This is a genomic window from Cupriavidus sp. GW823-FHT06D04, assembly GCF_058795055.1.
In genome coordinates this window covers 110,949-130,491 of record NZ_JBXAHL010000017.1, presented here as the reverse complement: position 1 = coordinate 130,491, position 19,543 = coordinate 110,949, and the positions used below count along the sequence as shown (strand labels likewise).

Sequence of the window (19,543 nt, the reverse complement as noted above, 5' to 3'; positions counted from 1 at the left end):
TTTTGCAGAACTTCACCTTGCATCGATTCGGTGCAGGCTAGTGATTTGCCGCAGCTGCATGGAACATTCACTTTCGCAAGAGTGTCGTCATTCCGCTTAACGATAGAAATGACTGGCTGTGACAGTGTCTGTTCCCGAGGATTTGAAGCGAACAATGTTTATTATCCCGCGCAACTTAAGGCTCAGACTTTTCGTCTATACCGGATTTGTCGCTTTGGCGTATTTCGCAAGTGCAAGGCTGGGACTGGCTTATGCAGTAGTGGGCGGTGCAGTGTCTCTGGTGTGGCCTTCCAGCGGCATCGCCCTCGTTGCGCTCCTTGTCATGGGCTTCGCAGCCGCCCCCGGAATTGCCATTGGCTCCTTTCTTGCCAATATGTCGGTCGGCGTGCCACTGCCAATGGCCGCGCTGATTGGCTTCGGCGCGACGGCTGCAGCCCTGACGGCCACGTTGTTGTTGACGCGCGTGGCCCGATTCCAGATCACCCTCGACCGCATCAGGGACGTGTTGGCCTTCGTCATCCTGGCTGCGGCGGTCAGCACGGCAGTGAGTGCCCTGATTGGCGCGACCGCCCTCTTTGGAGCGGGCCGGGTGTCGGCTTCCGAGTACGGCAAAGCAGTCCTGGAATGGTGGCTCGGTGACATGATGGGGGTGCTGGTGGTGGCGCCGCCCCTGCTCAGCTTGCTTGCGAGTCCTGGCCCTGTGCACTCCGCAAAGCAGGCCGTGGAAGCGTGCGGACTGGCCGTTGCCATCCTCTGGGCAAGTTTCCTCATCTTCGGCGCTCCCGAACTTGCCGGGCACGGCTACTATCCTTCAGCCTTGGCGATTCTTCCGTTCATTATCTGGGCGGCTCTGCGCTTCGATCATCTGGGCACCACCTTCGCAACTCTGATGGTCTCGATCGTGGCCATCTGGGGCACCACGAACGGCACCGGTCCTTTTGCCGCCGAGTCTCCAGTGGATAGCCTTGTGAGATGGTGCGCCTTCGCGAACGTCGTGGCAGTAACCGGGCTGCTGCTGGTGGCGGCACATGCCCAGGAGAAGCGCGTTCATCGCCTGCTGCAGGCATCCCACATCGAACTGGAGCGGCGCGTGCAGGAGCGAACCCGGGACCTGGAGCGGGCAAACCATGAGCTGAAGCAGGAGATGGCGCGTCGTCGTCTGCTGGAAGCGGAACTGATCCGGATCGGCGATCAGCAGCAGAGGCTCATCGGCCGGGAACTGCATGACGGCCTCGGGCAGCACCTCACCAGCCTGGGCTTCTACTGCGCCACCTTGAATCAAACACTGCAGAAGCATGGCCACCCGGCTGCCGCGGACGCGGCTACCATCGTCGGACTGGTGAAGCAGGCGTCCTTGATGACTCGCAAGATTGCCCATGGCCTGGACCCGGTCGCCATGGAATCGGGTGGCCTTGCGGTCGCACTGCAAGGCCTGGCGCAGACGATCTGCGCACTGGACGGCATAGACTGCACGCTGCGCATCGGGTCAGACGTGGACATGCTGGATCCGCCGATGCAGATCAACCTTTACCGTGCAGCACAGGAAGCCGTGAATAATGCGCTGAAATATAGCCAGGGACACCACATCGGGATCGACCTCGAGCGCGAAGGCGGAATGCAGCGCCTTTCCATCAGTGACGATGGGGTGGGGGTCGACCCGGAAAAAATGGAGCGTGCTTCGGGGCTGGGTCTTCACAACCTGCGTCACCGGGCAAGCCTCCTGGGCGGCTCCTGCACGATCACCCGCAATGCTCTGGGTGGCACCACGGTTGCCATCAGCTATCCGATACCAGAGAGTCCGGGCCATGCAACAGCAGCCATCTAGCCCGGGCCGCGCGACCCAGATCCTGATCGTGGATGACCACCCCATCATCCGGGAGGGGTTAAGCCAAATGCTGAATCTGCATGAGGACCTGCACGTCTGCTGTGCGGCCGGTAGTGCCGAAGATGCGCTGGCGTTGATGACCTGCCAGCCTGACATGGCCATTGTGGACCTCAGCCTGCACTCGAATTCCGGCCTGGATCTTGTCAAGACGCTTCGGCAACACTATCCAAAGCTGGCAATCCTTGTCCTCAGCATGCATGACGAAACGCTGTTTGCCGAACGCGCACTGCGGGCAGGCGCCAACGGGTATCTGATGAAACTTGAGGCCACGGAGCATATTGTGAACGCCATCCGCGAGGTGATGGCAGGCAATGTCTACCTGAGCGCCGCCATGCATGAAAAGCTGGCGCGGGCCCTGAAGGCTCCTCAAAAAAACCCGACGGGCTCGATCGCGAGCCTTTCGGAACGGGAGTTCGAAGTCCTGCACCTGATCGGACTCGGCTTCAGCACCCGCCAGATCGCCGCGAAGCTGAATCGCAGCGTCAAGACCATCGAGGCACATCAGGCCAACATCAAGGAAAAGCTGGATATTCCCAACGGCAAGGAGCTGATGCGCTTCGCGATTCAGTGGATCGAGAGCCAATAGGCGTTGAGCTTTTTTCGCCTGCGTGAACGCTTGACTGCTTGTCGCCGCTACTTCCCAAACTCACTGAACTTCGCCGCCAGGAACTCCACGAACAGCCGGATCCGGGACGACAGCTGGTGCCGCTGCTGGTAGACGGCGTAGATGTCTGCCTCCGGCGTCGCGTATTGAGGCAGTACCTGCACCAGGCGCCCGCTGCGCAGGAATCGCTCGATATCCCACTCGGCGCGCATCACGATGCCGTGGCCTTCCAGCGCCCAGTTCACCGCGATTTCGCCGTCATTGGTGGTGAGGTTGCCGCGCACATGGACCGATTCGGTCCGCGCCTTCACCCCCTTGCCTGAGGTCAGGCGCCATACGCCATAGGCGTCGCTGCCTTGGCGGATGCCGATGCAGTTATGCAGGCGCAGGTCCGCGGGCGTATGCGGCGTGCCGTGGCTGCGCAGGTATTTGGGCGAGGCGCACAGCAGGCGTCGGTTCGGCGCCAGCTTCCTGGCCACGATGCGGGCGTCGGGCGGCTGGCCGAAGCGGATGCAGACGTCGAAGGCGTCTTCGGTCAGCGGCGGCGGGTCGGCGGAGAGCTGGAGCTGGACGTCCACCTCCGGGTAGGCAGCGACATACTCGGAAATCACTGGCGCCACATGCATGCGCCCGAACCCCAGCGTGGCATTGACCCGCAAGAGGCCGCTCGGCCGGCCCTTTGAGCGGGTCAGGATCTGGTCCAGGTCGTCGATGTCGCTGAGGATGCGCCGTGCGTGCTCCAGATAGACCTCGCCCTCCGGCGTCAGGCTCATGCGCCGCGTGGTGCGCGTCACCAGCGGCATGCCGATGCGCGCCTCCATCTGCGCCAGCCGCTTGCTGACCGCGGCCGTTGTGATTCCGAGGCCGCGTGCGGCCGCGCTCAGGCTGCCTGCGGTGGCGACTGATGTGAAAAAGCCCAGCTCGGAAGGCTGAATACCGGACGATGAAGCCATTCCATCTTTAATTTCAGGTTAAGAATGGTTTAACTCTACAAGCGATCCAATACCTTGTCCACGGCCCAGAATCCGCTCCACGTACTCAACGCGATTCAGACCAGGAGACACAGATGAAGACGTACCGCATTGCAACGATCCCCGGCGATGGCATTGGCAAGGAGGTGGTGCCGGCCGGCCGTGAAGTGATGGAGGCACTGGCGTCTGCCGGCGCAGGCTTCCGCTTTGAATTCGAAGACTTCGACTGGGGCGGCGACTACTATCGCCAGCACGGCGTGATGATGCCGGCCGACGGCCTGGACGCGCTGCGCGACAAGGATGCCATCCTGTTCGGCTCGGCCGGCGACCCGCATATCCCGGATCACATCACCCTGTGGGGCCTGCGCCTGAAGATCTGCCAGGGCTTCGACCAGTACGCCAACGTGCGCCCGACGCGCATCCTGCCCGGCATCGATGCGCCGCTCAAGCGCTGTGCCGCGGAGGACCTGAACTGGGTGATCGTGCGTGAGAACTCGGAAGGCGAATACTCGGGCGTGGGCGGCCGCGTGCACCAGGGCCACCCGATCGAGGCAGCCACCGACGTCAGCATGATGACCCGCGTGGGGGTGGAGCGCATCCTGCGCTTTGCCTTCAAGCTGGCCCAGTCGCGTCCCCGCAAGCTGCTGACGGTGATCACCAAGTCCAACGCGCAGCGCCACGCCATGGTGATGTGGGACGAAGTTGCTGTGCAGGTGGCCAGGGAATTCCCGGACGTCACCTGGGACAAGGAACTGGTCGATGCGGCCACGGCGCGTATGGTGAACCGTCCGGCGTCGCTGGACACCATCGTCGCCACCAACCTGCATGCCGACATCCTGAGCGACTTGGCCGCGGCGCTGGCCGGCAGCCTGGGCATCGCCCCGACCGGCAATATCGATCCGGAGCGCCGGTATCCGTCGATGTTCGAGCCGATCCACGGCTCGGCCTTTGACATCATGGGTAAAGGCCTGGCCAACCCGGTCGGCACCTTCTGGTCGGTGGTCATGCTGCTGGAACACCTTGGCGAGAACGAGGCGGCGCAGCGCGTGATGCAGGCCGTCGAAGCCGTGACCGCCAACCCGGCGCTGCATACCGGCGACCTGGGCGGCAAGGCGACCACCGCTGAAGTGACCAAGGCCGTGTGCGACCTCCTCGCCGCCGGCAAGCAGGCGAAGGCGGCCTGAGCGCCAGGCCACGCCAGCCGCGCGTCCCGGCCAGGCCGGGGCGCATCCTGCGGGCCTGCACGGCCCGTACAGCCTTCCGGGCATGAGGAGCAGCCGTTGAGAGCTGCGCCGGGGAGCGCTTTGCCTTAAAGACACAGCAGGAGACAGCAATGATTCATAGGCTGCTTGGCAAGCTCTATGTCCAGGTATTGCTAGGCGTTGGCGCCGGCGTTGCCCTGGGCGTGTGGGCGCCCGATATCGCGAGTGACCTGAAGCCGCTTGGCGACGTGTTCATCAAGCTGATCAAGATGGTGTTCGCGCCCATCATCTTTGCGACGGTGGTGCTCGGCATCGCGCGCATGGAGAACATGAAGGAGCTCGGCCGCGTCGGCGTGCGGGCCCTGATCTACTTTGAGGTGTTGTCGACGTTTGCGCTGGCCCTGGGCCTAGTCGTCGTCAACGTGGTCCAGCCCGGCCATGGCATGAATATCGATCCGGCGCACCTGGACACCAAGGCCATCGCCAGCTACACGCATGCCGCGGAGAAACCGCACACGTTCATCGACTTTATGATGAACCTGGTGCCGACCAGCATCGTCGACGCGCTGGCCAAGAACGACATCCTACAGATCCTGGTCTTTGCCACGTTGTTCGGCATTGCGTTGTCGCATATCGGGGCGCGCGCCAGGCCGGTGGTGGATTTCCTGGATTCCTTTACGCACGGCATCTTCACTGTCGTGGGGATGATTATGCGGCTGGCGCCGATCGCGGCGTTCGGCGCCATGGCCTTTACCGTGGGCAAATACGGCCTGGGCTCGGTGGTCTCGCTGGGCAAGCTGATGGGCACGATGTACATCACCTGCTTCCTGTTCGTGGTGATCGTGCTGGGGGGCGTGGCCCGGCTGTCCGGATTCAGCCTGTGGAAGTTCCTGAAGTACATCCGCGATGAGCTGTTCACCGTGCTCGGCACCAGCTCGTCGGAGTCGGTGGTGCCGCAGCTGATGCGCAAGCTGGAAAACGCCGGCGTCAGCAAGCCAGTGGTGGGGCTGGTGGTGCCTTCCGGCCTGACCTTCAACCCGGACGGGCAGTGCATCTACTACACCATGGCCGCGATCTTCGTGGCCCAGGCGACCAATACGCCGCTGACCATGACGGACCAACTGGTGGTGCTTGGCGTGCTGCTGCTGACCTCCAAGGGTTCGGCGGGCGTGACCGGCTCCGGCTTTATCACGCTGGCGGCAACGCTGGCGTCGCTGGGCAAGATCCCGGTTGCCGGCATGGTGCTGCTGCTCGGTGTCGATCGCTTCATGTCCGAGGCGCGTGCCATCACCAACACGATCGGCAATGCCGTGGGCACACTGGCCATTGCACGATGGGTGGGGGCGGTGGACCGCCGGCAACTGGCCGATGCACTGGACGGCAAGCTCGATGACGAAGCCGATGCGGTGCCGGCGAGCCGGGATGAAACCCCGCTACGCGCACGCATCGCCGCCGCGGCGGATGCCCACGCCAATCTGATGCACTAAGGGGCCGACGTGACCAAGCCATATTCCGAGCCCACCGTGCTGCTGCAGCGCATGTTCGAAGCGGCGGTCGCCGCCGCGCAGCCTGCCAGGACCCTGGCGCGGCACCTGCCGCCGCCGCCGCGCGGACGCACCGTTGTCATTGGGGCCGGCAAAGCGTCGGCGGCCATGGCGAACGCGCTGGAGGCGGCATGGCCCGGCCCGCTTGAAGGCCTGGTCGTCACCCGCTACGGCTATGCGGTGCCGTGTTCGCGCATCGAGATCGTGGAGGCCGCGCACCCCGTGCCGGACGACGCCGGGCTGGCCGCTTCGCAGCGCATGCTGGAGCTGGTGGCGGGCCTGGGCGAGGACGACCTGGTGATCTGCCTGGTCTCGGGCGGCGGGTCGTCGCTGCTGCCACTGCCGCTTGCCGGCATCACGCTTGACGACAAGCAACGCGTCAATCGCGCGCTGCTCAAGTCCGGAGCCACGATTTCGGAGATGAATTGCGTGCGCCGGCACCTGTCCGCCATCAAGGGCGGCCGGCTGGCCGCGGCCTGCTATCCGGCGCGGGTGCTGAACCTGCTGATTTCCGATGTGCCGGGCGATGACCCGATCGATATCGCCTCGGGTCCGACCGTGCCTGACCCGACCACGCGCGCCGATGCGCTGGCCATCGTCAAACGGTATGCGATCGACCTGCCGCCCAACGTGATGGCAGTGCTGGCGTCCGACGCCGCAGAGACGCTCAAGCCCGGCGACCCGCGCTTGCCGCGCATCCGCACCGAGTTCATCGCCACGCCCCGGCTGGCGCTGGAAGCGGCTGCGCAGGTGGGCCGCGAGGCCGGCTATGCCGTGCACACGTTGGGCGACGCCATCGAAGGCGAAGCCCGCGATGTCGGCAAGGTCCTGGGCGGTATCGCGCTGGAAGCCGCCAGGCATGGCCAGCCGTTTGCTGCGCCGTGCGTGCTGCTGTCCGGTGGCGAGACCACGGTCACCGTGCGCGGCGCGGGCAGGGGCGGCAGGAACGTGGAGTTCCTGTTGTCGCTGGCGCTGACGCTGCGCGGCGAACCCGGCATTCATGCGATCGCGGGCGACACCGATGGTGTCGACGGCCAGGAAGAGATCGCAGGGGCCGTGCTCGGCCCCGACACGCTGGAACGTGCCTGGCGCGCCGGCCTGCGCCCGCAGGATGCGCTGGCCGCCAACGACGGCCATGGATTTTTCGAGGCGCTGGGGGATGCCGTAGTTACCGGTCCCACGCTGACCAATGTCAACGACTTTCGCGCGATCTTGCTGACGCGCGCATCTGGAGCATCCGCATGAGACGCATTCGCAACGCCAAGATCGTGGCCACGCTCGGTCCCGCCAGTACAGACCCGGCCACCATCGAGCGCCTGTTTGACGCCGGTGCCGATGTGTTCCGGCTCAACTTCAGCCACGGCACCCATGCCGACCACGAGCAGCGGCTGCACAGCATCCGCGCCATCGAGCAGGAGCGCGGCCGCCCCATCGGCGTGCTGCTGGACCTGCAAGGACCCAAGCTGCGCATCGGCACCTTTGCCGATGGCCCGGTGAAGCTGGCCGCACAGGCGGCATTCCGGCTGGACCTGGATGCCAGCGTGCCGGGCTCGGTGGAGCGGGTCAGCCTGCCGCATCCGGAGATCTTCGCGGCGCTGCAGCCGGGCGCGGAACTGCTGGTCGACGATGGGCGCGTGCGCCTGCGCGTGGAGCGGTGCGGTCCGGAGTACGCCGAAACCACCGTGATCAACGGCGGCACGCTGTCCGACCGCAAGGGCGTCAACGTGCCGGGCGTGGTGCTGCCCCTGTCGGCGATGACCGGGAAGGACCGGTGCGACCTGGACTTTGGCCTGTCGCTGGGCGTGGACTGGATTGCGCTGTCGTTCGTGCAGCGCGCCGAGGATATCGAAGAGATCAGGCAGATCGTGGACGGCCGCGCCGGCATTGTCGCCAAGCTGGAGAAGCCCGCAGCCATCCAGAGCCTGGAAGCGATCGTGGCGGCGTCGGATGCGGTCATGGTCGCACGCGGCGACCTGGGCGTTGAAATGCCGGCGGAACAGGTGCCGTCGCTGCAGAAGCGCATCGTGCGCGCCTGCCGCAAGGCCGGCAAGCCGGTGATCGTTGCCACCCAGATGCTGGAGTCGATGGTCAGCGCGCCGGTGCCGACGCGCGCGGAGGCCTCCGATGTGGCGACCGCCATCTACGACGGCGCCGACGCCGTGATGCTGTCCGCCGAATCGGCCTCGGGCAGCTATCCGGTCGAGGCCGTGCAGATGATGGACAGCATCATCACGCGCACCGAAGCGGACCCGCACTACCACGAAGCCATCCAGGCCTCGCATTCGGAGCCGCGCGCGGAAGCCGCCGACGCCATTGGCTATGCCGTCCGGCACGTGGCGAACCTGCTGCGCGTGCCTGCCGCGGTCACCTACACCAGCTCAGGCTACTCCGCGCTGCGCATGGCGCGCGAACGGCCCGAAGTGCCGATCCTGGGCATGACGCCGCGCGTGGCCACTGCGCGCCGGCTGGCGCTGGCCTGGGGCGTGCATGCGGTGCTCTGTCATGAAGTGGTCGATGTGCTGGAGATGACCGAGCTGGCCAGCCGCACCGTGCTGAAAGAGCAGTTCGGCGTGGCCGGGCAGCAGATCGTCATCTCGGCCGGCCTGCCGTTCACCGTGGCCGGCACCACCAACCTGCTGCGCATCGCGCAGGTCCAGTAAGGGGATCTACATGACTGCAATCAGGGAAATCCGCGGCTACGAGCTGCTCGATTCCCGGGGCAACCCGACGGTGGCGGCCCAGGTCGTGCTGGCCGATGGCGCGGAGGGCTTCGCTGCCACGCCGTCCGGCGCATCCACGGGATCGCGTGAAGCGCTGGAACTGCGTGACGGCGACAAGCGACGCTATTTCGGCAAGGGGGTGCAGAAGGCGGTGCAGCACGTCAACGTCGATATCGCGCGAGCGCTCAACGGCCTGGACGCCGCGGACCAGGCTGAGGTGGATGCCTGCCTGATCCGCCTCGATGGAACGCCAGAGAAGTCGCGCCTTGGCGCCAATGCGCTGCTGGCCGTTTCGCTGGCCAGCGCCAAGGCGGCAGCGGCTTCGGCCGGCTTGCCGCTGTACCGGTCGGTTGGCGCCGGGAGGACAGAGAACCGCCTGCCGCTGCCGATGATGAATATCGTCAACGGTGGTGCGCATGCCGACAACAGCGTCGATATGCAGGAGTTCATGATCCTGCCGGTTGGCGCGCCAAGCTTCTCCGAGGCATTGCGCTGGGGCGCGGAAGTGTTCCATACGCTCAAGGGCGTGCTGAAGGCGCGCGGCTTAGCCACGGCGGTGGGCGATGAAGGCGGATTCGCGCCGGACCTGGCGTCGAACGAGCATGCGCTCGAGGTCATCATGCAGGCCATCGAAGCCGCCGGCTTCCGGCCCGGCCGTGACATTGCACTGGGCCTGGACGTAGCCAGCTCCGAGTTCTATTACGGCGGCCGCTATGCCTTGCAGTCGGAAGGCTGCAGCTATGACGCGCACGGCTTTGTCGACCTGCTGGACAGCTGGGTGCGCCAGTACCCCATCGTCACCATCGAGGACGGCATGGCGGAGCAGGACTGGCAAGGGTGGCGTCTGCTGACCGAGCGCCTGGGCGGGCGCGTGCAGCTGGTGGGTGACGACCTGTTCGTGACCAATGCCGCGATCCTCGAGGAAGGCATCGCGCAAGGCGTGGCCAACGCCATCCTGATCAAGCCGAACCAGATCGGCACGCTGACCGAGACCCTGCAGGCCATCACGGTGGCGGAGCGGGCCGGCTACGCATCGGTGATGTCGCACCGCTCCGGCGAGACGGAAGACACCACCATCGCCGACCTGAGCGTATGCACCGCGGCCACGCAGATCAAGACCGGCTCGCTGAGCCGCTCCGACCGCGTGGCCAAGTATAACCGGCTGCTGTTTATTGAGGCCGAGCTGGGGTGCGCGGCCACATTTGCGGGAAGGCAGGCAATTTCGCAGGTGAATTAGAGCGTCAACCCGCCGAAGCTGGCGGGAAACATAGAATATTCAGGAGACAAATCATGCGTGGTACTGAACTCGTGCGTCGTATTTCCGGTGTGGCCATGCTGGCAGCCGGCTTTATCCTCAGCGGCACTTGCCTGGCACAGGAATGGCCGGCCAAGCCGATCACCCTGGTGGTGCCGTTCCCGTCGGGCGGCACCACCGACGTGCTGGCCCGCGCGCTGGGCGACCAGTTGTCGAAAAGCCTGGGCCAGCCCGTGATCGTCGAGAACCGGCCCGGCGCCGGCGCCACCGTGGGCGCGGACTACGTCGCCAAGGGCAAGCCCGACGGCTACACCCTGCTGATGGGCGCGGTCCACCATACCATCGCCAGCAGCGTCTACAAGAAGCTGCCCTACAGCTTCCAGAAGGACCTGGCGCCCATCGCCACGGTCGCCATGGTTCCCAACGTGCTGGTCATCAATGCCGCCAAGACTTCGGCGAAGAACGTTACGGAACTGGTGGCCCTGGCGAAGAAGGCGTCGCCGGAGTTTGCCTATGGCTCCAATGGCAACGGCACCGCGCAGCACCTGATCGGCACCCAGTTCCAGGCCGCCACGGGTGCGCCGCTGCTGCACGTGCCTTACAAGGGCAGCGGCCCGCTGACGACCGATCTGCTCGGCGGGCAGGTGACGATGTCGTTCGATACCCTGACGCCGGTGCTGCAGCACATCAAGTCGGGCAAGCTGCGCGCCCTGGCCGTGACCACCGCGCGGCGCTCCAGTGTCCTGCCTGATGTGCCGACGCTGGAAGAGGCGGGGCTGAAGGGCTTTGATATCGGCACCTGGTTCGGCGTGCTGGCGCCGGCCGCCACGCCGGCGCCCATCGTGACGCGGCTGAACGCCGAGATCGTCAAGATCGTGAAATCGCCGGACTTCCAGCAGCGCATGGCGGCGGTCGGGGCCGAGCCGATGGCGAGCACCCCGCAGGAGTTTGCCAAGAGGATCCAGGACGAGACGGTCAAGTTCGCCAAGCTGGTGAAGGACGGGAAGGTGACGATCGAGTAGGTGACCAGCGGTCATTCGGTTCCTTGCCTTCTCGCCTATATTGAACTCTGCCCGGCATCGCCTTATGCGATGCACGGGCGGACTGCGGGTAGCGGAAGGAGGGCGCGCCATGAAGATCGCGAGCATCGAAGCCATCGTCCTGCGCGTTCCGTTCACGGTGGGCGGCGTTCCCGCCGCGGGCGTCTGGGGCGGCGCCGGGATGCAGGCCGCCGACTCGCTGCTGCTCAAGGTGTCGACCGACGACGGGCTGGCCGGCTGGGGCGAGACCTTCGGATTCGTGGGGATTCCGGCGGTCAAGGCTGCCATCGAACAGATGCTGGCACCTGCCTGCATCGGCCGGGACGCAACCCAGATCGACGCCATCGGCCTGGACCTGCAGCGCAGGTTCCATGTCTTCGGGCGCAGCGGGGCCATCTTCTACGGGCTGTCCGCGCTCGATATCGCCCTGTGGGACCTCTGCGGCAAAGCGGCCGGGCTGCCCGTTCACCGGCTGCTCGGCGGCGCGCGGCGGGACCGCCTGCCTGCCTATGCCAGCCTGATCCGGTATGCCGATCCCGCAACGATCGCGGTCAACGTCAGGCGGGCCATCGCCGATGGCTACCGGAGCCTGAAGCTGCATGAGGTCGACCTGACGGTCATCCGCGCCGCGCGCGAAGCGGCAGGCCCGGATATCGAGATCACGCTGGATACGAACTGCCCGTGGCCGCTCCATGAGGCCATCGACATGGCGCGCGCGCTGGAACCCTCTTCGCTACGGTGGCTGGAAGAACCCCTGTGGCCGCCGGAGAATTACGCCGGACTGGCCGCCCTGCGCCAGCAGTGCGCCATCCCGGTCGCCGCCGGCGAGAATGCCACCACGCTGATGGAGTTCCAGCACCTGCTCAGTGTGGGCGCCGTCGATGTGGTGCAACCCAGCCCGGCCAAGATGGGTGGCATCAGCGCCTTGCGCAACGTCTTTGCGCTGGCCGAGGCGCACAACACGCAAGTGATGGTCCATACCTTCTATGACGGTCCGGGGCTGCTGGCCAGTATTCACGCCACGGCAGCGCTGGGGGATGCCGCGGCCATGATCGAATGGCGCTATTTCGACATGGACGCGCAAGTGCTTGGCGATGCCGTGGTGCCGCGGAACGGCATGATCGCGGTACCCACTGGCCCGGGCCTGGGCATCGACCCGGATCCGGAGGTCATTCAGCGCTATCGCGTTGCGTGAGCGGGCGCGGCCGCCTTGCGCCCGGCCATATGGCGCAGGTATGCCAGCAGGTCCTTCAGGTCCGCGCTGGACAGCGTCTGTTCGTCGATGGCCGACATGCGCGAGTTCGGCCACCAGCGCAATGACTGCGGGTCACGGATCAGCCTGGCCAGCTTGTCGTCGCCCAGGTACTCCACCGGGTTGTACGGCACGTTCAGGTCGGGGCCGAGGTTGGCGTCGCCGACCCGGTTGAGGGAGTGGCACGAGAAGCAGACGCGCTGGAAGGTTGCGAAGCCGCGCATGACCGGTCCATCGGCAGGCTGGCCAGCGGCGGGCCGGATGGCTGCATAGCGCTCGGCGGGCGACGCGGTGATGTCGATGCGCACGATGCTGTAGGTCCAGTGACTCTCGTTGATCGCCGCGGCGGCGCGCCCGGATGGCACGGTCCAGATCAGGCGGAACGGGCCGATGTCCTGGTCCTTGAGCCTTGGCCACGGCGCGGCGGGGTTCTCGACCGCCAGCCACGCGCGTGGCCCGTCGGCGCGCTCGGCCAGCAACAGGCGCATCGGCAAGTGGGCAACATAGCCATCGCTGGCCGCGGTCGTGGCACTGGCGCTGTCGTTCACCGGCATGCCCTGCAGCAGGGCTGTCAGGGGGATGGCCTTGAATGTGAGGCGGCGCTTCAGGTTGTCGTCATCCACCGGCACCTCGGCCAGGCGCGGATCGCGCAGCAGTTCGTCGCGGGTCCAGCTGCGCTGCTGCGTGCCTGCCGAAATGGTCAGGGTCGCTGGATCCGCGGCGCACGCCGGACCTGCCAGGAACGCCAGGGCGCAGCCAAGCGCGCCAACGGCCTTTGCCAGCCAGCTACTCATGCGTCATTCTCCTGGTTGAATTGGCCCGGCACAACTTGCAGTACTAGCGGACAAACATGCCCAAGCCTTCGTGGTCGTAATACTCCAGCCACACGCGGTCGCTGGAGAACGCTGCCTGCGAGATCGTGCCCGGCGTGGCGTTCTCGTTTTCGAGCGTAAAAGTGAAGACGTCTCCGTCCCAGTGGCTCAGCGGCAGCACTAGCGGGGTGGCGCCCAGCGTCATCACCAGCGTGCCGCCCTGGTCGGCGACCTGCAGCGGGCCGTAGTAGTCGTTCTGGTAGGTGCCGGTGTACGCCGACAGTGCACGCGCCGGCAGCGGACTGGCGGGGCGCGGCTGACCGACCAGGCGGCCTTCCGGCGCCAGCAGCGGCGCGAATGCGTCGCCGTAGATCTTGCCCCAGTCGCGGCGGATGGCGCCGTATTGCACCAGGTCGAAGAACTGTGCGCTCAGGGTTTCCGGAACGCCGATGGGCTGCGCGTTGGTCAGCGTCACGATGGCCAGGTTGAGCGCCGGCAACGCGGTGAAGTTGGTGGCCGCGCCGGCCACGAAGGCGCCGGAGTGGTTGTAGGAGGTCAGGCCAAGTTCGGTGGTGCCGACATTGAAGCCATAGCCGTAGTAGCCGGCAGGGCGTCCGTCGACGGGCGGACTGCTCTGCATCTGCTGGCTCAGCGCGGGGGCCAGCGCGGCGGCGTCGACCACGCGTTGCCCGGCGAACTCGCCCTTGGCGAGCAGCATCGCCAGCCATTTCGCCATGTCGTTGACCGAGGCACTGACGCCGCCGGCGGGGGATTGCGCATCCGGCATCCGGCCCGCGCCTTGCACCCAGTTGCCATTGACTCTGACGTGGCCCAGGGCGCGGTTGTCGCGTGCGGCAAAGTCGGCGTAGCGCGAACTGGTGCGGGTCATTCCCAGGGGTTGGTAGATGGCTTGCTCGGACAGCTTGGCCCAGTCGATCCCGGCCGCGGTGGCGACCGCCTCGGCGGCGGCGGTCAGGCCAAAGTTGGTGTAGGCGTAGACCGCGTGGAACGGATGCAGCGGCAGGTAGCGCAGTCGCGTCAATACTTGCCGGCGGTCGTATCCCATGTCTTCAAGGAGGTCGCCGCCGTGGTCGGGCAGGCCGGAGCGGTGGGCGTAGAGATCGCCGATGGTGACGGCCTGCGTGACCTCGGCGTCGGACAGCGCAAACCAGGGCAGGTGCGCGCGCACCGGCGTATCCCAGCCGATGCCGCCACGGCCGACCTGGCGTGCCACCACGGTGGCGCCGACGGATTTAGACACCGATGCCAGCTGGAACACGGTGTCGGCATCGACCGGCGCGGGGTCGGTCACCAGCCGACGGCCGAAGCCTTTGGCGTAAACGGTCTGGTTGCCGCGCACCACGGCGACGGCCATGCCCGGCACGCGGGAACTGGCCATCAGGTCGGCGGCCAGCTTGTCGAGCTGGGCAATGGCCTGGGTGATCTGGGATTCGGGAACCGGCTCGGGAGGGTTGGGCGGATCGTCATTGCCGCCGCCGCAGGCGGGCAGGGCGGGGACAAGCAGGCCGCCCAGCGCGGCTCCCAGGAAATGGCGACGCTCTTGTAGTTTGCCCACGGTAGGTCTCCGTAGTGATTCTTGTCAGGCGGCACGGCCGCGCCTTTGGATAGGAATAATGTACGCGATCGGTGACGGAGTGGCGAATGCGAAACGTCTTATCGCCGCACTATAGCGGGGGCGGGAAACTGCAAGCCTCGCCGAAGGGTTCGGTGAGCGGGGGTGACAACCCGAAAGAACCTCGGCAGATTCGATCTCATTCAATCAAGAGTCGCGCGGGCAACCATGTTTCCATGGCGGGCCGGGCGGGGCAGTTGCAAGGCTGGCCGGGTCTTCTTCTGCTGAGGTTCCCCGGTATGTCACCCCCGTTGTCAGGCCCGCCACCTTCCTCTCACCTGGGCTGGCGGGCTCTCTCTGGTTAGTAGGAGATAAGCGCGATGCAAATGTCTACCCATCACCCTGCAGGATCCCGGCATATCGTGCCGGCTGGTACGATCGACTCCCTTGAGCAAATGCCCTCCTGTTGCTGGTTGAAATCGAGAGCGAGCGTTCGGAGGGTTGCCACAACGTGTATTCGCTGTTGGCAATGGTGAAGGCGCAGCTGGACCAGACGGCGGCAAAGCTGTGCGCGGATGAATGACGAGTCCGTCGAGGCAAAACAAAAAGCCCGCACTTTCGTGCGGGCTTTTCGCTTTGAAACCTTGGTGCCCAGGAGAGGACTCGAACCTCCACAGTGTTGCCACCGCTAGGACCTGAACCTAGTGCGTCTACCAATTCCGCCACCTGGGCAAGGTGAGCGCCGGATTTTACAGCGCGCTGCGGATTTTGCAAGTCCCTCGGCCGGCTTTGGCGCAAGAAATCCAGTTGAGATGCGGTGGGCCGCTGTTGCTGGTCAATCGGCGGACATTTCAGCCTCAGAAGTGAGGATGTCAAACAGCGCCTTGGCCGCAGGCTGCAACGCTCGGTCGCGACGGCGTATCAGCGCCAGGACACGGTCCACGGCAGGCTCGGTCAGCGGGATGGCGCACAGGCGGGGATGATCGCGTGGCAGTGCCAGGCCCGGCAGCACGGCCATGCCGAGGCGGGCTTCCACCAGCGCCAGCACGCCAACGACGTGGTTGGCTTCGTAATAGATGGTCGGGCGCTGTTCAAGATGGGCGATGGCATTCTCGATCAGGGCGCGATTGCCGCTTTGCCTGGACACGCCGGCCATGCGCTGCCCCGCCAGGTCCGCCCATGCGACCGACTTGCGATCGGCCCAGGGATGGTCGCGCCGCAACACCAGCAGATAGGGCTCGGTACGGATCGGGCGGAACTCGATATTGGGTTCCTGGGAACCCATGAAGTTGAGCCCAAAGTCCGATTCGCCCGACAGCACGCTGGACAGCGCCGCGTTGGCGCTTTCGTCGATCACGCGCACGCGCACGCCAGGATGACGGGCTGCAAACACGCTGATGGCATCGGGCAGCAGATGCGCCGCGGCAGACGGTATCGCCGCCACCGTCACCAGCCCGCGCCGGAGCGCAGCTTCGTCACCAAGGCGGAACACTGCGCTGTCGAGAATATCCAGAGCAGCCCGCGCTTCCTCTAGGAACTGCCTGCCGACGGGTGTCATCTCCACGCGGCGGGTGGTGCGTTCAAGCAGGCGAGAGCCGAGCGTCTTTTCAAGTTTGTCGATCCGGCGGCTCAGCGCTGGTTGCGAGATATGCAGAGTCTCGGCTGCCACCCGGAAACTGCCTTTCTCCGCCGTGGCGATAAATGCCTGCAAATCCTCAAGTGCGAAATTGATGCGTGACATGCATGAAATCATCAGAACATTGCAATTCACAGAATAGTGTTGCGCGACTACTCTGGCAATGCAGAAGAACGAGGAAGACTGGAGCTCTTGCGGCGCCAGCAACGAGATCAAGGAGACAAAATGAAGCTGACCGCCCTGGCCGCCAGAAAGGCCGCACTGGTTTTCCTGGTATGGCTGGCCGCGCCCGCCTGGGCAGACGATATCCATGTGATTACCTCGGGCGGTTTCACCGCGGCATACCAGCAGCTGGTGCCGCTGTATGAAGCCGCCACGCAGGACCGGATCATCACCGCCTACGGCGCGTCGATGGGCAATGCACCCGATTCCATCCCCAGCCGGCTGGCACGCGGCGAGACCTTTGATGTGGTGATCCTGGCGGACTCGGGTCTCGACAAGCTGATAGCGGAGGGCAAGGTGGCAGCGGGCAGCCGGGTGGACCTGGCGCAGTCGCTGATCGGCATGTCGGTCCGCAAGGGCACGCCCAAGCCCGACATCAGCACCGTGGAGGGCCTGAAGCAGACCTTGCTCAACGCTAAATCGATTGCGTATTCAGCCAGCGCCAGTGGGACTTATCTGTCTGGTGAATTGTTCCACCGGCTCGGCGTCGCGGACCAGATCAAGGACAAGGCCCGCAAGATCAACAGCGAGCGCGTCGGCGCCGTGGTGGCCCGAGGCGATGCGGAAATCGGCTTCCAGCAAGTCAGCGAGCTGCTGCCGTTCAAGGAGCTGGATTTCGTCGGCCCGCTGCCAGCCGAACTGCAGCAACGGGTCTTCTTCTCCGCCGGGATGGTGGCTGGCCACCAGAGCGCTGCGGCTTCGCGGTTTGTTCGGTTCCTGGCGTCCCCGGCGGCAGCCACGATCGTGCGAACCACCGGGCTGGAGCCGGTTGCCACGCCGCTGCCGCCGCCGGCGCCCCCGGTCCTGGGGCAGCCGCAAAAACGCTGAACCGCGTCAATGTCCGTTGGCGGCTGTAAAAACAAAAAGCCCGCACTTTCGTGCGGGCTTCTCGCTTTGAAACCTTGGTGCCCAGGAGAGGACTCGAACCTCCACAGTGTTGCCACCGCTAGGACCTGAACCTAGTGCGTCTACCAATTCCGCCACCTGGGCAATGTGAGCGGCGCATTTTACCGAAGGTTCACAAATTTGCAAGCACCTCCGGCGGGCACACGCGGCATCGCTGGCCGGACTGCGCTACGGCGATCCGGTGTGCCACGTGCAATCAGAACGACGGCACCATCGCGCCCTTGTACTGGGCCTTCATGAACTGGCGCACGTCTTCAGACTGGTACGCTGCCACCAGCTTCTTGACCCACGGCTTGTCCTTGTCCTGCGTGCGCACGACGATGATGTTGGCGTACGGGCTGTGGATGTCTTCCAGCGCGAGCGCGTCCTTGGTCGGCTGCAGGCCGGCGGCGAGCGCGTAGTTGGTGTTGATCACGGCGGCGCTGACATCGGGCAGGGCGCGGGCCAGCTGGGCGGCATCCAGTTCCACGAGCTTCAGCTTCTTCGGGTTCTCGGCCACGTCCAGCGGGGTGGCGTTGACACCGTTGGTGCCGGCGCCTGCCTTCAGCTTGATCACGCCTTGCGACTGGAGCAGCAGCAGCGCGCGGTTCTCATTGGACGGGTCGTTGGGCACGGCTACCTTGGCGCCTTGCGGCAGGTCCTTCGGCGACTTCAGGTTCTTCGCGTAGATACCCAGCGGCGAGATATAGGTGTAGCCCACGCTCTGCATCTTGTAGCCGCGCTGCTTCACCTGGCTGTCCAGGTAGGGCTGGTGCTGGAAGCTGTTGGCGTCCAGGTCGCCGGCATCCAGTGCGGCATTGGGCTGCACGTAGTCGTTGAACTCCACGACCTTGACGTTCAGGCCATTGCGCTTGGCCACTTTCTGGACGACTTGCCAGACCTCGGCGTCCGGGCCGCTGACGGTGCCAACGCGGATAGTCTGTTCCTGGGGCGACGCGCTGCCGGCGGCGATAAAACCAAGGGCGGACACTGCGACCGCCAGACGCTTGATGAGAGACGTGCTGCGCATAGGAGTTCTGGAGATATTCTGGTTATGTGGCGAGTGAGACTGTCGCCTGGGCAGGGATCGTCTGACCGGGGCGATGGCCACAGATTAACGCAATTGCGTCCAGATGGCGCAGCGGGAATGAATCTGGCGTCTATTTCTTTTTCATATGCTTATGAATCCAAATGACGCCAGATTGCCGGCATTAAATGCTTCTGCGTCACGGCTCAGTCTGCAAAGACTTCGCGCAATGTCCGCAAGGTGTCCTCCACAATCCTGTCACTCAGGCCGCCGGCCCGCCTGACCAGCCGGGACTTGTCCACGGTCCGGAGCTGGTCCAGCAGGATCAGGCCAGTCTTGCGCTGGAAGGTCACCGGGACGCGAAACGGTGCCGGCCTGCTGCCGGTGGTCATTGGCGCCACGGTGACGGTGCGCAGGTAGTCGTGCATTTCCGGCGGCGAGAGGATGACGCAGGGGCGTGTCTTCTCGATCTCGCTGCCGACGGTCGGGTCAAGCGCAACCAGCCAGACGTCGCCGCGCGCTACCACTTCAGCTCCGCGTCGTCGGTGTTGGGGAAGTCGCCCAATACCAGGGCGTCGTCACCGGCCGCGGCGATGGCCTGGCTGGCTTCCGCCCAGCCTTGCCGCGGTGCTTGCCTAGGGCGCCGGAGCACCAGCGCGTCATTCACGATTTCCATTTCCACTTCATTCTCCAGACCTAGCTGCGCCAGGATTGCCTTGGGGATCAGGACACCTTGTGAGTTGCCCATCTTGCGGATCGTCGCTTTCATTTCTTGCCCCTCATTGCGCGTCAGCACAATGTTATTACAACGCGAGCGTCAGGGAAACAGGCAAGCCCGATGCCGCATGGAAATGTGACATTTGGGCCAGGCCACGGATACGCGAATAGTCCGAAAACCGCTGGTGTCGCAGGTAC

At 65.2% G+C, this 19,543-nt stretch carries 17 protein-coding genes and 2 tRNA genes; 10 read left to right on the top strand and 9 right to left on the bottom strand.

What is annotated here, in order from left to right:
* The first annotated feature begins 154 nt into the window (after positions 1-154).
* Both AC1Q7H_RS21410 and AC1Q7H_RS21405 read left to right on the top strand, forming a co-directional pair.
* A complete protein-coding gene (locus AC1Q7H_RS21410) occupies positions 155-1,825 on the top strand; it encodes a sensor histidine kinase (protein ID WP_492381693.1) in 1,671 nt (556 codons plus the stop codon).
* Entirely contained in the window at positions 1,806-2,471 is a 666-nt protein-coding gene (locus tag AC1Q7H_RS21405; protein ID WP_211979805.1) for a response regulator, read from the top strand. The genes AC1Q7H_RS21410 and AC1Q7H_RS21405 overlap by 20 nt, the downstream gene beginning before the upstream one ends.
* A 47-nt stretch (positions 2,472-2,518) precedes the next feature.
* Here the strand turns inward: AC1Q7H_RS21405 and AC1Q7H_RS21400 are convergent, their stop codons facing one another.
* Complete coding sequence (locus tag AC1Q7H_RS21400) at positions 2,519-3,442, bottom strand: LysR family transcriptional regulator (protein ID WP_153954624.1); 924 nt, start codon at positions 3,440-3,442, stop codon at positions 2,519-2,521.
* 113 nt (positions 3,443-3,555) lie between these two features.
* On the opposite strand from AC1Q7H_RS21400, the gene AC1Q7H_RS21395 reads away from it, so the two are divergent.
* The 7 genes from AC1Q7H_RS21395 (at position 3,556) to AC1Q7H_RS21365 (ending at position 12,416) form a co-directional block, all read left to right on the top strand.
* Positions 3,556-4,644 (top strand): tartrate dehydrogenase, encoded by a 1,089-nt coding sequence (locus AC1Q7H_RS21395; protein ID WP_013957030.1) that lies wholly within the window; start codon positions 3,556-3,558, stop codon positions 4,642-4,644.
* A gap of 149 nt (positions 4,645-4,793) precedes the next feature.
* The gene (locus AC1Q7H_RS21390; protein ID WP_013957029.1) at positions 4,794-6,149 is read left to right on the top strand and encodes a dicarboxylate/amino acid:cation symporter; all 1,356 of its coding nucleotides are present in this window, start codon (positions 4,794-4,796) and stop codon (positions 6,147-6,149) included.
* Between the two features lie 51 nt (positions 6,150-6,200).
* Entirely contained in the window at positions 6,201-7,451 is a 1,251-nt protein-coding gene (locus AC1Q7H_RS21385; RefSeq protein WP_211982269.1) for a glycerate kinase type-2 family protein, read from the top strand.
* Complete coding sequence (gene pyk, locus AC1Q7H_RS21380; RefSeq protein WP_492381692.1) at positions 7,448-8,866, top strand: pyruvate kinase; 1,419 nt, start codon at positions 7,448-7,450, stop codon at positions 8,864-8,866. The genes AC1Q7H_RS21385 and pyk overlap by 4 nt, the downstream gene beginning before the upstream one ends.
* A gap of 10 nt (positions 8,867-8,876) precedes the next feature.
* Positions 8,877-10,163: a phosphopyruvate hydratase gene (gene eno, locus AC1Q7H_RS21375; protein WP_211979802.1), complete on the top strand. Its 1,287-nt coding sequence runs from the start codon at positions 8,877-8,879 to the stop codon at positions 10,161-10,163.
* A gap of 53 nt (positions 10,164-10,216) precedes the next feature.
* Complete coding sequence (locus AC1Q7H_RS21370; protein WP_013957025.1) at positions 10,217-11,203, top strand: tripartite tricarboxylate transporter substrate binding protein; 987 nt, start codon at positions 10,217-10,219, stop codon at positions 11,201-11,203.
* Positions 11,204-11,312: 109 nt separating this feature from the next.
* Positions 11,313-12,416, top strand: coding sequence for a mandelate racemase/muconate lactonizing enzyme family protein (locus AC1Q7H_RS21365; RefSeq protein WP_211979801.1), 1,104 nt, complete (start codon positions 11,313-11,315; stop codon positions 12,414-12,416).
* Here the strand turns inward: AC1Q7H_RS21365 and AC1Q7H_RS21360 are convergent.
* From AC1Q7H_RS21360 to AC1Q7H_RS21345, 4 genes are all read right to left on the bottom strand, one after another.
* On the bottom strand, positions 12,401-13,267 hold the full coding sequence (locus tag AC1Q7H_RS21360) for a c-type cytochrome (RefSeq protein ID WP_211979800.1): 867 nt from the start codon (positions 13,265-13,267) through the stop codon (positions 12,401-12,403). The genes AC1Q7H_RS21365 and AC1Q7H_RS21360 overlap by 16 nt on opposite strands.
* Before the next feature lie 43 nt (positions 13,268-13,310).
* Positions 13,311-14,861: a serine hydrolase gene (locus AC1Q7H_RS21355; RefSeq protein WP_492381691.1), complete on the bottom strand. Its 1,551-nt coding sequence runs from the start codon at positions 14,859-14,861 to the stop codon at positions 13,311-13,313.
* A gap of 642 nt (positions 14,862-15,503) precedes the next feature.
* A tRNA-Leu gene (locus AC1Q7H_RS21350) sits at positions 15,504-15,590 on the bottom strand.
* Between the two features lie 103 nt (positions 15,591-15,693).
* Positions 15,694-16,599, bottom strand: a complete 906-nt coding sequence (locus AC1Q7H_RS21345; RefSeq protein WP_041228411.1) for a LysR family transcriptional regulator — start codon at positions 16,597-16,599, stop codon at positions 15,694-15,696.
* Between the two features lie 120 nt (positions 16,600-16,719).
* Here AC1Q7H_RS21345 and AC1Q7H_RS21340 point away from each other — a divergent pair, with 120 nt between their 5' ends.
* On the top strand, positions 16,720-17,544 hold the full coding sequence (locus AC1Q7H_RS21340; protein WP_211979798.1) for a substrate-binding domain-containing protein: 825 nt from the start codon (positions 16,720-16,722) through the stop codon (positions 17,542-17,544).
* Between the two features lie 75 nt (positions 17,545-17,619).
* Here AC1Q7H_RS21340 and AC1Q7H_RS21335 read toward each other — a convergent pair.
* The 4 genes from AC1Q7H_RS21335 to AC1Q7H_RS21320 all read right to left on the bottom strand — a co-directional run bounded on the left by AC1Q7H_RS21335 (position 17,620) and on the right by AC1Q7H_RS21320 (position 19,397).
* Positions 17,620-17,706, bottom strand: a tRNA-Leu gene (locus AC1Q7H_RS21335).
* A 112-nt stretch (positions 17,707-17,818) separates the two neighbouring features.
* Complete coding sequence (locus AC1Q7H_RS21330) at positions 17,819-18,631, bottom strand: MetQ/NlpA family ABC transporter substrate-binding protein (protein ID WP_013957018.1); 813 nt, start codon at positions 18,629-18,631, stop codon at positions 17,819-17,821.
* Positions 18,632-18,834: 203 nt separating this feature from the next.
* Positions 18,835-19,155: a type II toxin-antitoxin system PemK/MazF family toxin gene (locus AC1Q7H_RS21325; RefSeq protein WP_013957017.1), complete on the bottom strand. Its 321-nt coding sequence runs from the start codon at positions 19,153-19,155 to the stop codon at positions 18,835-18,837.
* Positions 19,149-19,397 carry an AbrB/MazE/SpoVT family DNA-binding domain-containing protein gene (locus AC1Q7H_RS21320; protein WP_013957016.1) on the bottom strand — a complete coding sequence of 83 codons (249 nt, stop codon included), beginning with the start codon at positions 19,395-19,397 and terminating at the stop codon, positions 19,149-19,151. The genes AC1Q7H_RS21325 and AC1Q7H_RS21320 overlap by 7 nt, the downstream gene beginning before the upstream one ends.
* Positions 19,398-19,543 lie beyond the last annotated feature (146 nt).

What these genes read in the sequence shown, in the direction of transcription:
- AC1Q7H_RS21410 (WP_492381693.1), top strand. Translation starts at nt 155, where the DNA reads ATGTTTATTATCCCGCGCAACTTAAGGCTCAGACTTTTCGTCTATACC.
- AC1Q7H_RS21405 (WP_211979805.1), top strand. Translation starts at nt 1,806, where the DNA reads ATGCAACAGCAGCCATCTAGCCCGGGCCGCGCGACCCAGATCCTGATC.
- AC1Q7H_RS21400 (WP_153954624.1), bottom strand. Translation starts at nt 3,442, where the DNA reads ATGGCTTCATCGTCCGGTATTCAGCCTTCCGAGCTGGGCTTTTTCACA.
- AC1Q7H_RS21395 (WP_013957030.1), top strand. Translation starts at nt 3,556, where the DNA reads ATGAAGACGTACCGCATTGCAACGATCCCCGGCGATGGCATTGGCAAG.
- AC1Q7H_RS21390 (WP_013957029.1), top strand. Translation starts at nt 4,794, where the DNA reads ATGATTCATAGGCTGCTTGGCAAGCTCTATGTCCAGGTATTGCTAGGC.
- AC1Q7H_RS21385 (WP_211982269.1), top strand. Translation starts at nt 6,201, where the DNA reads ATGTTCGAAGCGGCGGTCGCCGCCGCGCAGCCTGCCAGGACCCTGGCG.
- pyk (WP_492381692.1), top strand. Translation starts at nt 7,448, where the DNA reads ATGAGACGCATTCGCAACGCCAAGATCGTGGCCACGCTCGGTCCCGCC.
- eno (WP_211979802.1), top strand. Translation starts at nt 8,877, where the DNA reads ATGACTGCAATCAGGGAAATCCGCGGCTACGAGCTGCTCGATTCCCGG.
- AC1Q7H_RS21370 (WP_013957025.1), top strand. Translation starts at nt 10,217, where the DNA reads ATGCGTGGTACTGAACTCGTGCGTCGTATTTCCGGTGTGGCCATGCTG.
- AC1Q7H_RS21365 (WP_211979801.1), top strand. Translation starts at nt 11,313, where the DNA reads ATGAAGATCGCGAGCATCGAAGCCATCGTCCTGCGCGTTCCGTTCACG.
- AC1Q7H_RS21360 (WP_211979800.1), bottom strand. Translation starts at nt 13,267, where the DNA reads ATGAGTAGCTGGCTGGCAAAGGCCGTTGGCGCGCTTGGCTGCGCCCTG.
- AC1Q7H_RS21345 (WP_041228411.1), bottom strand. Translation starts at nt 16,599, where the DNA reads ATGTCACGCATCAATTTCGCACTTGAGGATTTGCAGGCATTTATCGCC.
- AC1Q7H_RS21340 (WP_211979798.1), top strand. Translation starts at nt 16,720, where the DNA reads ATGAAGCTGACCGCCCTGGCCGCCAGAAAGGCCGCACTGGTTTTCCTG.
- AC1Q7H_RS21330 (WP_013957018.1), bottom strand. Translation starts at nt 18,631, where the DNA reads ATGCGCAGCACGTCTCTCATCAAGCGTCTGGCGGTCGCAGTGTCCGCC.
- AC1Q7H_RS21320 (WP_013957016.1), bottom strand. Translation starts at nt 19,397, where the DNA reads ATGAAAGCGACGATCCGCAAGATGGGCAACTCACAAGGTGTCCTGATC.